Raw genomic sequence first — 13,142 nt, 5'->3', positions numbered from 1 at the left:
CTACGACTCCACTGGCAGCCGCCGCCGCGACCAAGCAAAACAAGCCGTGCCAATGGCACCCCAGAGCACTGCCAAGATCATGACCGTGATTTGTGCGGGAGTGTATTGACTCAGGGAAACCGTTCTTGGCGGTTCGGGAACGGCGGTAAGAGCAACTTCAGCCGTTGCTTGGGCATGGGTCGCTACCGGAATCGTGAGTAGGCCGCCATGTCCCCCTTGGCGTACCTGCACCTGCCACTGACCGCGGCGATCGGGGACAAACTGAAATTCCCCTTGGGCATTGGTGGTACCACTGATGACGGCCTGTTGGGGGCGATCGGGGGCAAAGACCTGTACCCTAGCATTTGCCATCGGTTCGCCACTGTCATAGCGCGCTGTAATGTGAATCACCTGTTGCGGTTTGTAGCGCAACTCAACCCCATGGGCAAGGGCTTGGGGAACTATCAGTCCTAAGGTAGCCACACTCGCTAAAACAGTTTTCATGAGGAAACCTCCCGACAGTGACCTTCGCCGACATGACCCAAACTCCGCAAAGCTGTCAGCAGTGTTTGAAATTCTTGGGGGCTGAGTTTTTGCTGTAATCCTGTCCAGTCAACCGTGACTCTCTCAGGGGTAGCGATCGCGGCAAAGGGGTCAAAGCCCAACGCGTCTCGATTGATCTCGGCGGTTGCCGGTTCAGCCCCATCACCGAAAAGATGATCAAAGTGGAGCGTAATCTCTAGCTCAGCGGAACTGTTCGCTGTGACCATTCCCTTGCGTTCATCGCCAATGTAGTCACCACAAACAAAGGCCAAGGGCTGATCCAACGTAATGTCAAAGGGCACCTTGAGATCGCGCCGCTGCGCCGTGCCCACCAGTTGTAAACTGGGTGCGAGGGTCTGCCACTGCAGGGCATTGAAGTGACCCACCGCCGCCGCAGCACTGCCTACAAGGGGACGCTGATCACTCACCAAATCCACCGTCATAGGATCGCTAAACACAACCGTCACTTCACTTGCGGGGCGATCGCCCGCCTCAGGATCGAAGGGAGGATGGGTTTGGTAGGCAGTCACCGTGCCCAACGTCAAATAGACATGGTCAAACTCGAGCTTCCAGCCATCTTTGCTTGTCCATCCCGTTTGCAAGCGCTCTTCACCATTGGCATAGAGTAGGAGAGTGCCCTTTTGCGAGGCGGGCGCACAACTCGCCAGTAGCGCTGTACTTAAAATCGTGACTATCCCTAAACGTTGGTACAGATTCATTCCTTTGATCACGTCGAAAAAAGCCCCAGAAAGAGCACCCCTGTAGCCAGTGGCAAAAGCAACAAAGAGACTTTTCCTACCTTAGAAGGTGTAGCATCGGTTCTACAATCCACAGGAGGGGGATGGCCTAGCGGTATAGTGTCTTTACAGAGCGTGATGGAGCGAAAAATGAAACGGGTTTGGGGCTGGTTAGGACTTGTCCTCCTGCTGTGGGGACTGTGGACAGCGCCGAGTTGGGCGGGGTTACAAGACGATCGCTACGATGGGAATATCTTTGCCCTCTACGCCGGCAATGGCTCTTTGGTACCGCCGAAAGTCACCCTAGAGAAATCGCGTCAGAGCGATCGCGCCACATTGCTGCTGTTTTATGTGAACGATAGCCGCGACTGCAAGCAGTTTGCCTCAACCATCTCCCAATTGCAGGGGTACTATGGTCGCGTCACCGATTTCATCGCCATTGATGTCGATGCCCTACCCTTTGGGGCGCAGTTCTCCGCCAATGAAGCGGGCTACTACTACAAAGGCCGGGTGCCGCAAACCCTGATTTTCGATCGCCAAGGCCAATTGCGGCAGGAATTTATCGGTGTGGTGCCCTTTGAAACCCTCGATGACACGTTTCGGGAAGTGTTTGATTTGCTGCCGCGATCGCAATCTCTGGAACTGCGGCCGCGCCCTGTGAATGAAATCAATGTGGAACTGGTGCCCCCGACACCTGTCAAAGGGAAGAAGCTGGCCAACGAAACGGTAGAGTAATAGTGAGCTTTGCAACGAGGTACAAGATGGAGTTACCCACCCTACAGGAACGTCTAGCAGTTGTTTTGGCGAAACGGGAGAGCCTTAAAAAGCTCTTGGAACTCCCCGGTCATGGCACCCTTACCATTGACATTGAATCCGCCCTCGCCGAACTCGATGAATTGATTAGCGACTTCAAGCGCACGTTTCCAGACCTCGACATTCCTGCCTAGGAGGTTCACGATGGTGGAGATTACCAGTCGTTGGGTCAAGGTGGTCAATGGCGATCTGCTGATTGATGCCTACTTAGCCGAGCCTGTTGCCCCCGGCCGCTATCCGGCAGTGATTGTCTTTCAGGAAATTTTTGGCGTCAATGCCCATATCCGCGATGTGACCGAACGTATTGCCCGCGAAGGCTATGTGGCGATCGCCCCCGCCATTTACCAACGCTTTGCCCCCGGCTTTGAAACGGGCTACACCGCCGCTGATATTGATTTGGGGCGGCAGTACAAAAACCAAACCAAAGCCGCGGAACTCCTTAGTGACACCCAAGCCACCATTGCCTATCTGCGCGGCCTTGAAAATGTGGATGGGGATGCCATTGGTACGATTGGCTTTTGCTTTGGCGGTCATGTGGCCTATCTGGTGGCTCAGTTACCGGACATTAAAGCCACGGCCTCATTCTATGGCGCCGGGATGACAACCATGACCCCCGGCGGTGGCCTACCCACCATTGAAATCACACCGAAAATTCGCGGCACGCTCTATGCCTTCTTTGGCGATCGCGACCAAAGTATTCCCATGGAACAGGTGAAGCAAATTGAAACGGCGCTGCGCCACCACGGCATTCGCCACCACATCTTCATCTATCCAGCGGATCATGGCTTCTTCTGCGATCAACGGGATAGCTACGATGCAGCAGCAGCACGGGATGCGTGGGAACAAGTCAAAGAACTCTTCAACACCGTCCTACGGCAGCAACAGTAATCCTATCTTTACAGAACCTTATACTTTGACGCAGCTGCAGCGGAATGGGTTCAATACAAAGGGCTATAGTAAAAGTAGATTGTGTGTTCCCTATCGCCTAAACAATGCCAAAGGCAGTTGCCAAGCTTTAATATTCTTTTAAGTCATCTTCTTTATCCCCGCTGTTGCTGTCTATGACTACTCCTACCCACAAAGTCCTGCTGAAGCAGGGATCCCTTGTTCTCAAGCAGTGCAAAAAAGCCCTTCTTGAACGAGATATGGCTGTCCTTCAGCAGCAGGCACGCATTTTACAAGTTGCAGCAGTGGCATCCCGGCAAACGCTGATTGAGGCAGAAGCGCGGCTCTTGGAGCAGGCAGCCCAGCAAAATCAACCCCGGCGAGCAGCGGAAATTCTGATGAAAATCAAAGAATGCTTGGTTGCCCTAGCGGGGGATCAGCGTGACTTTGACAGCCTGCCAGGCGTGGCAGCAGAGACTGAGGCACCCGCGAAAAAGCCCCCCTTTATCCAGCGTCCCCATGATGACAGCTACACGAAACGCTTGGGGAACTATCTGGTTGAAGCAGAATTGGTGACACCCGCACAAATTGAGGTTGCCTTAGCCGATCAGCGAGCCACAGGGGCAAGACTCGGCGATATTTTGGTAGCACGGGGATGGCTGCGCAAGGGCACGATTGAGTTCATTATGGAGCGCGTGGTCTTACCCGATCGCCGTCGTCAGGAGGCAGAAACTCCCTCTTCGCCATCAACCTCTGCCGCAGCTCAATCGCCCCGCACACCCCCCGCCCCTGGTACGTCAGTGAATGACCGGGCAACCTTCATTGATACCAGCCACTTAAATTCTCTGTAGGTTTGGTGGCAGTGGCGATCGCGTATTCTCCGAAGGTTTTGGAACGGGGCGATCGCGCCCTGCGCTGTAGTCCCTTTTTGCCCCTCTTGTTTCAGACAATGCAGCAGCGGAGTGTGGCACTCCTAGAAATTGCGGGCGAAGCGGGTCTTCAATCGGGATTCACGCGATCGCCCTTGCCTGTGCTCCTAGCAGAAGCAGAGTTGGACTGGTTGATCCGCGTCGGTTTACTGCGCCGCGAAGTGGATGGCCAAGGCCTCACCGATCGCTATCGCCTCACTCCCTTGGGGCAACAGTTGATTCAACGTTATAGCCAACCCACATGGGCGGCCTCTTGGGGCGATCGCTGGCGCAATCAACTCAGCCGCTGGTGGGGAATGTAACGGTTCTGTAACGACCTGTAACGCATCGGTGATTTTCGCTACCATGCTTTATGAGTGCCGTTAGCAAGAGCGAGACGCAGCTTTTTATGGTTAATACCGTCGCCAAACCAGAGTTTGAAGAACTGCGGCCGGGCATCAAAGCCCCCGCAAAGGAAACCATCCTCACGCCCCGCTTCTACACCACTGACTTTGAAGCGATGGCCAATATGGACATTACTGAAAACAAAGCAGAACTTCAGGCCATCCTTGAGGAATTCCGCTGCGACTACAACCGCCACCACTTTGTGCGGGATGCAGAATTTGAACAGTCTTGGGATCACATTGATGGCGAAACCCGCCAGTTATTTATTGAATTTTTGGAGCGCTCCTGCACAGCGGAATTTTCTGGCTTTCTCCTCTACAAAGAACTCAGCCGCAAGCTCAAGGATCGCAACCCCCTATTGGCGGAATGCTTTGCCCTCATGTCTCGCGATGAAGCCCGCCACGCTGGCTTCTTGAATAAAGCGATGGCCGACTTTAACCTATCGTTGGATCTCGGCTTTTTGACGCAGCACCGCAGCTACACCTACTTTGAACCAGAGTTCATCTTCTACGCCACCTACCTCTCCGAGAAAATTGGTTACTGGCGCTACATTACGATCTATCGCCATCTGGAGAAGCACCCCGAACATCGCATCTACCCCATCTTTCGCTTCTTTGAGAACTGGTGCCAAGACGAAAACCGCCACGGTGACTTCTTTGACGCTGTCATGCGGGCTCAACCGCAAATGCTGGATCGGCCGCGCACCTTCTGGCAAAAGATTAAGGAAATTCCCCTGTCCCTCTCTGGTAAGAAATGGGCACGCTACTTCATGGTCTGCTGGCTGCCACCAAAACTGTGGTGCCGCTTCTTCCTGCTCTCGGTCTTTGCCACAATGTACCTCAACGATTTGCAACGGGCGAAGTTCTATGCTGCGATTGGCCTAGATGCCCGCGAGTATGATCGTGAGGTGATTGCCAAAACCAATGAAACCGCAGGCCGTGTTTTCCCGGTGATTCTCGATGTCGATCATCCAGAATTTTATCAGCGGTTAGAGCGGTGTGTCGAAAACAATGCCAAGCTGACAGAAATTAGCAAGCAAAATGGCGGTTTTCTGAAGAAACTTCCCCTCTATCTCTCGAATGTGTGGCAAATGATCAAGTTGTTCTTGATCCCGGCCAAGGCACCCACGACGGCGGCGGTGCGTTAATTTCCTCTGCGGCTTAAAAATATACTGATCTCCATGGGTTGCGTCTGCGGACGTAACCTTTTTTTCACTTTTCCTACAATTGATGTCCGTATTATTACGGAGTGTTGCGGGAGTATGAAAAGAATCTAAAAGCACTTTTGACCACTGGGGATCGCTAAAACCTGCTTCCTAAGCCTCTTTGACCCTGTGATCGCTGCAAAAGTCGCTGAGGGCAATTTCATAGGATGGAAGGTAGAGAGCCTAAAGATTTTACTTCGGAGTTGATCCCCGCGATGGACAGCCCAATTCTCACTCCCACAACTTGCCGCTTTTGCCGCTTCTATTATTCCGAAGGGCGGCGTGGTGGTACCTGTGAAAAACTGAATGTGCCGGTGCGGGGGTTTTGGCGGGCCTGTCCCTTGGCGGCAGCCATCCCTAGCCGTGAACATCAGCCAGCGATCGCGACAAGCCCATCAACCACTGCTAGGGCGGTGAGTGCGTCCGTATTTTTCTTTGAGGATGATCCCGAAGCCATTGAGTGACCTCAGCAAGGGTGGGTTGACCAGCGATCGCCCCCCGTTTTGTCGTCACGAGCGCCCCCACCACCGTGGCAAATTCTAAACAAGCAGCCTGCCATTGGGGGTCACGGTAGGTTTCCGGGCTGCCCTGTAATAATTGGGCAATCCAACCCGCAACAAAGCCATCCCCGGCACCAGTAGTATCCACCACAGGCATGGTAGGGGGGTGTAATTCCCCTTGATTTCCGTGCCACCAGTAGTGAATAGTTTGATCCCCGTCAGTAATGACCACGGCATGGTCAGGCGCCGTCCCCCAAAGGGCACGATAGACAACTTGGGGATCACTATCAGAGAAAAATAATTCCGCCTCCTCCTTGGCCAGTTTCAGGAAATGCGCCTGTGCTAAAAAAGGACGAAGGCGTTCAGGAGCAGCACTCGCATCCCGCCAGAAGATTGGTCGCCAGTTGGCATCAATGAGAATAAAGGCACCGTTGTACCGCAGTTGCTGGACTAGATGTTCAAGGGTGGTGGCGGTGGGTTCACTGGCGAGTCCGAGGGTGCCGGTGACGAAAAATCGTGCCCCAGCTAGGAACGATGGCGAGACTTGCTGGCCATAGAACTGCATATCGGCAAAGACAGAAGTTCCCCCTGGCGCAAATCCCACAAACTGGCGATCGCCCCCCACCAGTTGAACGCGCACTTGCCGCGTCGGCACCTCAGTGACCCGCTCGACCGCTTCGATATTGACGCCCAAAGCGGCTAATTCGGCACAGGCTTGCTCCCCTAAGGCATCGTCCCCCACAGCCCCCAAAAAGGCCGCACTCACCCCCAACTTCACCAAACCACAGGCCACATTGGCCGGGGCACCCCCAAGAAAACACTGCGGGGGATCAGGGGGCACTTCTAAACAGTCAAAGAGGACTTCGCCAGCACAGAGGACAGTGGGTTGGGACATCGCTAATGATTCGCTATAGGGCAATTTAGTTTTTTCTATTGATCCCTAGCCTAGCGATCGCTAGGGGAGTGTGTCAAAATGGTAGCAATTCCAAGATCGAGGGACACTGCAACCGTGTTTGTTCTCAGTGGTTACGAGTATTTTCTTGGCTTTTTGATTATCTGTGGTCTGGTACCCGTACTGGCTTTAGCTGCCTCTGCGCTATTGCGTCCCAAATCCGGGCGGATGATCCGCTTGACGACCTACGAATCGGGGATGGAACCCATTGGTGGCGCGTGGATTCAGTTCAATGTGCGCTACTACATGTTTGCCCTCGTCTTTGTCATTTTTGATGTGGAGACGGTCTTTTTATATCCTTGGGCGGTGGCCTTCCATCAGTTGGGCTTACTGGCCTTTATTGAAGCCTTGATTTTCATTGCCATTCTGGTCGTGGCTCTAGTTTATGCGTGGCGCAAACGTGCCCTCGAATGGTCTTGAGTGAGTTGATTGCCTTTAGGTTGGAGTAGCGAACATGAGTGACACCCCCGAAGCCCCCATTGTTGAAGCTGGCCCTGTATGCCGCCTTCTCCAGTCTAAAAGCCTGAGTGTGGAATCCCTCGGTACCGATGCCTCTGGTGTAGAAATCATCAAAGTGGATCGCGATCGCCTGCTGGCGGTGTGCCAAGCCCTCTATGCCGATGGCTTTAACTATTTGCAGTGCCAAGCCGCCTATGATTCGGGTCCCGGCCAAGACTTGGTGAGCACGTACCACCTGATCAAGCTCAGTGATAATGCCGATCGCCCCCCAGAGGTGCGGATTAAAGTGTTTGTCCCCCGTGAGGATCCCCGTGTCCCCTCGGTGTATTGGATTTGGAAAACCGCCGATTGGCAAGAGCGGGAATCCTACGATATGTTTGGCATTGTCTATGAGGGGCACCCCAATTTGAAGCGCATCCTTATGCCCGAGGATTGGCTGGGCTGGCCGCTGCGCAAAGACTACATCACCCCTGACTTCTACGAGTTGCAGGAAGCCTACTAAGCTCCCTTGGTTCCCGCTGATGCTGCCTATTGGTACAGTTGGTCACAGGTACCCGGCCTTGGCCCGGTGTTACTCAAACGCCTCTGGCAGCACTTTGGGGATTTGAAAACTGCTTGGGAAGCGTCCGTAGAAACCTTAGGAAAAGTAGAGGGGATTGGTGCCAAACTCCAAGGGGCGATCGCCCACTATCGTCAGCAGTGCCAACCCCTAGCTCTCTACGAGCACCACTGCCAGCAAAATCCCCACCATTGGGTGCTGAGTGACCCTCGCTATCCACCACTGCTGCGGGAAATTCCCGATCCGCCGCCCTTGCTCTACTATGGCGGGACTCGCATTTTAGAAATTCTCAGTCAACCCACACCAACTGTTGCCATTGTCGGCACCCGTGATCCTTCAGAATATGCCCAGCGTTGGGCGCACAAGCTGGGGTATGCCCTTGCCCAAGCTGGGTTTATTGTTGTTTCCGGCATGGCCGCAGGCATTGATGGCGCGGCGCATCGCGGCTCTTTAGAAGCTGGAGGTGCCACACTGGCCGTTTTAGCTACGGGTGTGGATATGATCTACCCACCGGAAAATCGTTCGCTTTATTACCAGATTCGTGAACGGGGGGGATTCTTGAGCGAGTATCCTAGGGGTGTGGGTGCCGATCGCCCCCAATTTCCGCGTCGCAACCGCATCATTGCTGGTCTGTGCCGTGCGGTGATTATTGCAGAGGCTCCCTACAAATCCGGTGCCCTGATCACTGCTCGCTATGCTGCCGAGTATGGTCGTGATGTCTATGTGCTGCCGGGGCATCTCGATAACCACCGTGCCAAGGGTGCCCTGAGTCTGGTGAATCAAGGGGCACAGATTATCTTGGGAGAAGAAGCTCTCCTCGAACAATTGGGGCATACACCCCCCCTCGCTCCAACTCCCTTCTCAGCCCCACCCCCAACGCTATCGCCCCCCCAGCAACAAATTCTCGAGGCGATTCAACAACTGAGCCAAGGCAGCAATAGTGTTGCCTTTGATGACATTGTGCAGCGCGTACCCTTGGAAACAGGGGTGGTGATGGCAGAACTGATGCACTTGGAGCTAACGGGTTGGGTCGAGCAGCAGCCGGGGAATCGCTATCGCAAAACTAGCCGTTAAAGTTTCATCAATAAATCTTGGAGGGTAAAATGCCAAACTCCCAGAACCTACAACATCCCCGCGAAGCCCAAGATCGGTTAGTCCTCGAGCGCCTGCGACAAGAGGGCATCAGTGATTACAACTTGGCGGAATTGGGGCGATTGCTGATTCGCTATGATGGCTTCCCCGGTGCCGAAACCAATAAGAAGTTAATGGCAGAGCTGCTAGAAAAATGGCAACTCACGGAGGAAGAACTGTTTGAGCGTACCCGTGCCATTCACGCCCGCGGCGGTGTTTACAAGCTGGGCAGCAATAAACGGGAGGATTGGACTTAGATGTCTTTGCCGTAGAGGCGATCAAGGGTACGAAAGTCTTTTTCTGCTTCTTGCCAAAGGAGTCGGTTATCCGGATCGGCTTTCAGCGCGCGATGCAGGTATTCCCGTGCCGCTTGGGGCTGGCGATCGCGAATGAGTTGCCTCGCCCAGCACTGATAGGTGACGGCTTGCCACTGGCGTACTTCGGCATCTTGAGGCAGCCGACTGGCCAACCCTTCCACAAGGGATATGGCACGTTGATAGCAGTGATATTTGAGAAACTCTTGCAGTTGGCGATAGCTAGTATCTTTGAGTTGAATTTCAAAGGCGGAAAGAGGCGGCGGTGGCTGCGGTGGGCGAGATTGGGGTTCTGATTTAACAGGGGTAGGCCGAAAGGTGGGCAGTCCTCGTACTAATTTTTCATAGGCCTGTTGGAGGAGAATAAACTTCTCATGGGCAGTGCGATCGCCAGGGTTGACATCGGGATGATAGCGTCGTGCTAGCCGTCGGTAGGCGGATTTCACTTGAGCTAAGGACGCCCCTTGTGGCAACTCCAGAAGGCGATAGCACTCTTCTAAATTCATTCTGCAGGGCACAACATGACATCTGCTTTGCATTGTCGGATGTTCACTTCGGTTCTGCAACCAATGTCCTACGCTGGAATCAAGTGAAACATGCGGAGTAGCCCCAGCGTGGAGTCGGCGCACATTTTAGGGACACGGATTGATGTCACCACCTACAGCCAAGCCTGTGATCTTATAGCTGAATGGATTAATCAAGGTAAGGGGGGCTATGTGGTGGCGGCCAATGTCCATGTGGTCATGACAGGGGTGTGGCGATCGCCCTTTCAACGGGTGGTGAATGGTGCCCAACTGGTGACCTCTGACGGCATGCCCTTGGTGTGGGGCTTACAGCTGTTGGGCTTTCCGCAAGCAGAGCGGGTCTATGGTCCTGATTTGATGCTGGCGTTGTGCGATCGCGCCCAAGAGGAAGGCTGGCGTATTTTCCTCTATGGCAGTGAACCCCTCGTGTTAGAGCGGCTGCAACGAAATCTGCGAGAGCGCTTTCCCAAGATGCAGTTAGTGGGTGCCTACGCGCCTCCCTTTCGTCCCTTGACCCCTGAGGAGGAGGCCAGCGATCGCCAGCGCATTCTTGATAGCGGTGCTGATCTGGTTTTTGTCAGCCTTGGCTGTCCCAAGCAGGAGGAGTGGATGGCTCGCCAAAGCCCTTTTCTGCCCATTGTCTTGGTGGGTGTGGGAGCAGCCTTTAATTTTCACAGTGGCGTTGTAGCGCAAGCGCCTCGCTGGATGATGGCGATCGGTCTGGAGTGGCTCTTTCGACTCCTGCAAGAACCCCGCCGCCTCTGGCAACGCTATCTGATAAACAACCCCGCATTTGTTGTGCTTTTTGCCGCTCAACTCCTGCGTCACTGGCTAGGCCGACGGCAAGCCAAGAGACTGTCCTAGGGTTTGCAAGGGAGAGCGTCCCACCTGTTGCTGTGCCCACTGAAGGCTTTGCTGCAATCGAGTCACCAAGGGCAGAGATTTTACTTGGGGAGCGGTCTCAAAGTAATGGATCAAACTCAAGCCACTCAAGCGCAACACATAGGCTGCCGTTGCCCCCTGTAAACAGCTCCCTGCCAAATAGGTGAGGGAATTGCCCTTGAGCCACTGTCCTAGGGATTGCGTACCCAGTTCCACAGCCCCCAACTGCACCATTAGCCGCAATAGCTCCTTGGCAAGGGGTTCAGCATCCGCCAAGCGAAAGGAGCGTTGGTAGATTTGACCGAGATCCCACGTGAGGCGCACCAATAGCCCCCCGGCCATGACGAGATCCAGAAGCGGAAGAGGATTCACTGCCGTTGCCGCTGCTGCCAGCCATTGGTAGCGCTCAATGATCGGGGTGGCTCGTTCTTGGCGATACTGGTTGAGGGCGGATTGCGCCTGTTGATGGAGTTGTTGGGCACGGCGATAGGTGCCGGCTAAGACCAGATTCGCTCGCTCTTGGGTGAGACAGTGCAGCACTGCGGAGGTGAGTTCTTGGGGATTGTGGGGTGTAAAGGGAATGAGTTGATCTTGTCCAATCTGGAGTTGTTGCAGTTGCTGCTGTAAATGCACGGCTACGCGATCGCAAAGCGCGCCCTTCGGGCGATCGCGCTCCTGCACCATTTCTGGATACCACACCACAAGAACGTGATAATGGCTTGCTTGCAATACCCGCAGCATCTCAAACTCACTGGCGGTAAGGGCACCCGTTACGGTCAAAAGCACTAAGTCTGCTTGGGGCACCGTTGCCAATGTTTGCTGCTGAAACGTACAGCTATCGAGGGGTAGGGTAGCGACGGCATCGTACACCCGATTGAGAGCATAGGCCGATTGCCCGAGAACACAGACCTCAACCGTTGGGCTATCTAACCGCTGTTGGAGTTGGCTGTGGGCTGATTGTAGGGAGGCTTGGCGCTCTATCGGAAGTTCCTGCAAAAGGCTCCGCGTGTCTGCCAGTTGCTTTTCCAGTAATTGAGGATGCAGAGAAGGTTGAGGGGGAGCTGGGTTTGGCGCAGCGGGCGATCGCCGCCAGTACCAATAGCCCAACCCTAGACCAAGAATCAGCAGCCATCCCCACGGATGGTCATTCACCCAGCCACTCAACAACAAGAGAATAATGGCGGCAGCAACAGCCATGTCCTTGTACCCCAAGCAAATCCTTTGTTTGTTAGCTTACCTTGACTGGTGAGCAGCACTCAAATTCCCAAGGCTCGAGGAAATGAGCCTGAATTTTCTGTCCGCCTATGAAGGTTTCCCCACCTGCTGCGCGAGGATATGGGGGACATGTTCAAACGGAATCCTATTAAATCTGTTGCATAATCACGCGATCGCCACAGGAATTTAGACAGGGCGCGGCCTTCGATGGGTGGCTCTTGTCAATTCAGGAACGGAGGGGACTATGTTAGCAATCCTCCGATGCGCTTCACCCCTTGTGACTGCTAGGATGGGAGTTACGCTCAAATTTTCAATTTTTCAATAAGGATTTCTGACGCCAATGGATGTTATCCCCGCCATTGATTTACTTGACGGCAAATGTGTGCGCCTAGTGCAAGGGGACTATGGTAAGGTCAAGGTTTTTCATGATGATCCTCTAAAAGTTGCCCTCTACTGGCAGCGGTTGGGTGCTCCCCGCTTGCATGTCGTTGACCTAGATGCAGCCAAAACGGGCGAACCGCGAAATTATGATCTGATTGCCAAGATCGTCGCCTCCCTTGAAATTCCTGTGCAGGTGGGGGGTGGCTTGCGATCGCGCCAAGCAGTGGCTGATCTCTTTCTCCAAGGCGTCAATCGTGCCATTTTGGGTACCGTGGCTCTTGAGGATCCAGAGCTAGTGGCCAGTTTGGCCGCAGAATACCCCGGACGCATTTGGGTAGGGCTGGATGCTCGCGATGGCTATGTGGCAACGCGGGGCTGGCTAGACACCTCAACGATCTTGGCCACCGATCTTGCCCAAAAAATGGCAGCAATGGGGGTAGCAGGGTTTGTTTACACCGACATTCAGCGGGATGGCACCCTCCAAGGGCCGAATATTCCAGCCCTGCGGCAGTTATTGGCGGCAACTGATCGCCCGGTCATTGCATCGGGTGGCGTGGGTTCCCTCACGGATATTCTCAGTCTCTTTGCCCTCAGTCCCCAAGGGTTATCGGGGGCGATCGTCGGTAAGGCACTTTATACCAAAGCAGTGGATTTGCGGGAAGCGGTTCGGGCGGTCGGTCAAGGTCGCTGGCAAGATATTCCGCCAGATTTGGGAAGCACGACTTGGGCATAAGTAGCCTAAGATCAAGGC

The 13,142-nt window shown here is 54.2% G+C and carries 18 protein-coding genes; 13 read left to right on the top strand and 5 right to left on the bottom strand.

Annotated features, from left to right (window positions below):
• Both RHP47_RS08915 and RHP47_RS08910 read right to left on the bottom strand, forming a co-directional pair.
• A complete protein-coding gene (locus RHP47_RS08915) occupies window positions 1-483 on the bottom strand; it encodes a carboxypeptidase-like regulatory domain-containing protein (protein WP_149820102.1) in 483 nt (160 codons plus the stop codon).
• Window positions 480-1,241, bottom strand: coding sequence for a DUF4382 domain-containing protein (locus RHP47_RS08910; protein ID WP_310840271.1), 762 nt, complete (start codon window positions 1,239-1,241; stop codon window positions 480-482). Before RHP47_RS08910 ends, RHP47_RS08915 begins: the two co-directional genes overlap by 4 nt.
• 168 nt (window positions 1,242-1,409) lie before the next feature.
• Between RHP47_RS08910 and RHP47_RS08905 the strand changes: the two genes are divergently transcribed.
• The 7 genes from RHP47_RS08905 to RHP47_RS08875 all read left to right on the top strand — a co-directional run bounded on the left by RHP47_RS08905 (window position 1,410) and on the right by RHP47_RS08875 (window position 5,938).
• Window positions 1,410-1,994 carry a thylakoid membrane photosystem I accumulation factor gene (locus RHP47_RS08905; protein WP_286649554.1) on the top strand — a complete coding sequence of 195 codons (585 nt, stop codon included), beginning with the start codon at window positions 1,410-1,412 and terminating at the stop codon, window positions 1,992-1,994.
• 26 nt (window positions 1,995-2,020) lie between these two features.
• A complete protein-coding gene (locus RHP47_RS08900; protein WP_149820101.1) occupies window positions 2,021-2,206 on the top strand; it encodes a hypothetical protein in 186 nt (61 codons plus the stop codon).
• Between the two features lie 10 nt (window positions 2,207-2,216).
• On the top strand, window positions 2,217-2,960 hold the full coding sequence (locus RHP47_RS08895) for a dienelactone hydrolase family protein (RefSeq protein ID WP_149820099.1): 744 nt from the start codon (window positions 2,217-2,219) through the stop codon (window positions 2,958-2,960).
• Window positions 2,961-3,133: 173 nt separating this feature from the next.
• Window positions 3,134-3,808 (top strand): hypothetical protein, encoded by a 675-nt coding sequence (locus tag RHP47_RS08890; protein ID WP_149820097.1) that lies wholly within the window; start codon window positions 3,134-3,136, stop codon window positions 3,806-3,808.
• A gap of 11 nt (window positions 3,809-3,819) precedes the next feature.
• Window positions 3,820-4,188, top strand: coding sequence for an Npun_F0494 family protein (locus tag RHP47_RS08885; protein ID WP_310840270.1), 369 nt, complete (start codon window positions 3,820-3,822; stop codon window positions 4,186-4,188).
• Window positions 4,189-4,274: 86 nt separating this feature from the next.
• Window positions 4,275-5,417 carry a magnesium-protoporphyrin IX monomethyl ester (oxidative) cyclase gene (gene acsF / locus RHP47_RS08880; RefSeq protein ID WP_149820092.1) on the top strand — a complete coding sequence of 381 codons (1,143 nt, stop codon included), beginning with the start codon at window positions 4,275-4,277 and terminating at the stop codon, window positions 5,415-5,417.
• Window positions 5,418-5,689: 272 nt separating this feature from the next.
• Window positions 5,690-5,938 (top strand): hypothetical protein, encoded by a 249-nt coding sequence (locus tag RHP47_RS08875; protein ID WP_190278043.1) that lies wholly within the window; start codon window positions 5,690-5,692, stop codon window positions 5,936-5,938.
• Here RHP47_RS08875 and RHP47_RS08870 read toward each other — a convergent pair.
• Window positions 5,880-6,869, bottom strand: coding sequence for a carbohydrate kinase (locus RHP47_RS08870; protein ID WP_310840269.1), 990 nt, complete (start codon window positions 6,867-6,869; stop codon window positions 5,880-5,882). The genes RHP47_RS08875 and RHP47_RS08870 overlap by 59 nt on opposite strands.
• A gap of 114 nt (window positions 6,870-6,983) precedes the next feature.
• Here RHP47_RS08870 and ndhC point away from each other — a divergent pair, with 114 nt between their 5' ends.
• Genes ndhC through RHP47_RS08850 form a run of 4 tightly spaced genes read left to right on the top strand, consistent with a single transcriptional unit; the run spans window position 6,984 to window position 9,332 of the window.
• Complete coding sequence (gene ndhC / locus RHP47_RS08865) at window positions 6,984-7,346, top strand: photosynthetic/respiratory NAD(P)H-quinone oxidoreductase subunit C (RefSeq protein WP_149820086.1); 363 nt, start codon at window positions 6,984-6,986, stop codon at window positions 7,344-7,346.
• 34 nt (window positions 7,347-7,380) lie between these two features.
• Window positions 7,381-7,887, top strand: a complete 507-nt coding sequence (locus RHP47_RS08860; RefSeq protein ID WP_149820084.1) for an NAD(P)H-quinone oxidoreductase subunit J — start codon at window positions 7,381-7,383, stop codon at window positions 7,885-7,887.
• Between the two features lie 6 nt (window positions 7,888-7,893).
• On the top strand, window positions 7,894-9,018 hold the full coding sequence (gene dprA, locus RHP47_RS08855) for a DNA-processing protein DprA (RefSeq protein WP_310840267.1): 1,125 nt from the start codon (window positions 7,894-7,896) through the stop codon (window positions 9,016-9,018).
• Between the two features lie 29 nt (window positions 9,019-9,047).
• A complete protein-coding gene (locus RHP47_RS08850) occupies window positions 9,048-9,332 on the top strand; it encodes a DUF3288 family protein (protein ID WP_149820082.1) in 285 nt (94 codons plus the stop codon).
• Here RHP47_RS08850 and RHP47_RS08845 read toward each other — a convergent pair.
• Window positions 9,329-9,895: a J domain-containing protein gene (locus RHP47_RS08845; protein ID WP_302676719.1), complete on the bottom strand. Its 567-nt coding sequence runs from the start codon at window positions 9,893-9,895 to the stop codon at window positions 9,329-9,331. The two genes, RHP47_RS08850 and RHP47_RS08845, sit on opposite strands and share 4 nt — an antisense overlap.
• Window positions 9,896-10,003: 108 nt before the next feature.
• Between RHP47_RS08845 and RHP47_RS08840 the strand changes: the two genes are divergently transcribed.
• Window positions 10,004-10,777 carry a WecB/TagA/CpsF family glycosyltransferase gene (locus RHP47_RS08840; RefSeq protein ID WP_302676718.1) on the top strand — a complete coding sequence of 258 codons (774 nt, stop codon included), beginning with the start codon at window positions 10,004-10,006 and terminating at the stop codon, window positions 10,775-10,777.
• Here the strand turns inward: RHP47_RS08840 and RHP47_RS08835 are convergent.
• Window positions 10,745-11,992 carry a YcjF family protein gene (locus RHP47_RS08835; protein ID WP_310840266.1) on the bottom strand — a complete coding sequence of 416 codons (1,248 nt, stop codon included), beginning with the start codon at window positions 11,990-11,992 and terminating at the stop codon, window positions 10,745-10,747. The genes RHP47_RS08840 and RHP47_RS08835 overlap by 33 nt on opposite strands.
• A gap of 358 nt (window positions 11,993-12,350) precedes the next feature.
• Between RHP47_RS08835 and hisA the strand changes: the two genes are divergently transcribed.
• The gene (gene hisA, locus RHP47_RS08830; RefSeq protein WP_149820076.1) at window positions 12,351-13,124 is read left to right on the top strand and encodes a 1-(5-phosphoribosyl)-5-[(5-phosphoribosylamino)methylideneamino]imidazole-4-carboxamide isomerase; all 774 of its coding nucleotides are present in this window, start codon (window positions 12,351-12,353) and stop codon (window positions 13,122-13,124) included.
• Window positions 13,125-13,142 lie beyond the last annotated feature (18 nt).

The organism is Thermosynechococcus sp. QKsg1, assembly GCF_031586415.1.
Taxonomy (GTDB): Bacteria; Cyanobacteriota; Cyanobacteriia; order Thermosynechococcales; family Thermosynechococcaceae; genus Thermosynechococcus.
The sequence above is the reverse complement of the archived record's forward strand: the minus strand, read 5'-3'. Positions and strand labels throughout refer to the sequence as shown.

Coding starts and splice junctions, on each gene's coding strand:
- RHP47_RS08915 (WP_149820102.1), bottom strand. CDS start 483: ATGAAAACTGTTTTAGCGAGTGTGGCTACCTTAGGACTGATAGTTCCC.
- RHP47_RS08910 (WP_310840271.1), bottom strand. CDS start 1,241: ATGAATCTGTACCAACGTTTAGGGATAGTCACGATTTTAAGTACAGCG.
- RHP47_RS08905 (WP_286649554.1), top strand. CDS start 1,410: ATGAAACGGGTTTGGGGCTGGTTAGGACTTGTCCTCCTGCTGTGGGGA.
- RHP47_RS08900 (WP_149820101.1), top strand. CDS start 2,021: ATGGAGTTACCCACCCTACAGGAACGTCTAGCAGTTGTTTTGGCGAAA.
- RHP47_RS08895 (WP_149820099.1), top strand. CDS start 2,217: ATGGTGGAGATTACCAGTCGTTGGGTCAAGGTGGTCAATGGCGATCTG.
- RHP47_RS08890 (WP_149820097.1), top strand. CDS start 3,134: ATGACTACTCCTACCCACAAAGTCCTGCTGAAGCAGGGATCCCTTGTT.
- acsF (WP_149820092.1), top strand. CDS start 4,275: ATGGTTAATACCGTCGCCAAACCAGAGTTTGAAGAACTGCGGCCGGGC.
- RHP47_RS08875 (WP_190278043.1), top strand. CDS start 5,690: ATGGACAGCCCAATTCTCACTCCCACAACTTGCCGCTTTTGCCGCTTC.
- RHP47_RS08870 (WP_310840269.1), bottom strand. CDS start 6,869: ATGTCCCAACCCACTGTCCTCTGTGCTGGCGAAGTCCTCTTTGACTGT.
- RHP47_RS08860 (WP_149820084.1), top strand. CDS start 7,381: ATGAGTGACACCCCCGAAGCCCCCATTGTTGAAGCTGGCCCTGTATGC.
- RHP47_RS08850 (WP_149820082.1), top strand. CDS start 9,048: ATGCCAAACTCCCAGAACCTACAACATCCCCGCGAAGCCCAAGATCGG.
- RHP47_RS08845 (WP_302676719.1), bottom strand. CDS start 9,895: ATGAATTTAGAAGAGTGCTATCGCCTTCTGGAGTTGCCACAAGGGGCG.
- RHP47_RS08835 (WP_310840266.1), bottom strand. CDS start 11,992: ATGGCTGTTGCTGCCGCCATTATTCTCTTGTTGTTGAGTGGCTGGGTG.
- hisA (WP_149820076.1), top strand. CDS start 12,351: ATGGATGTTATCCCCGCCATTGATTTACTTGACGGCAAATGTGTGCGC.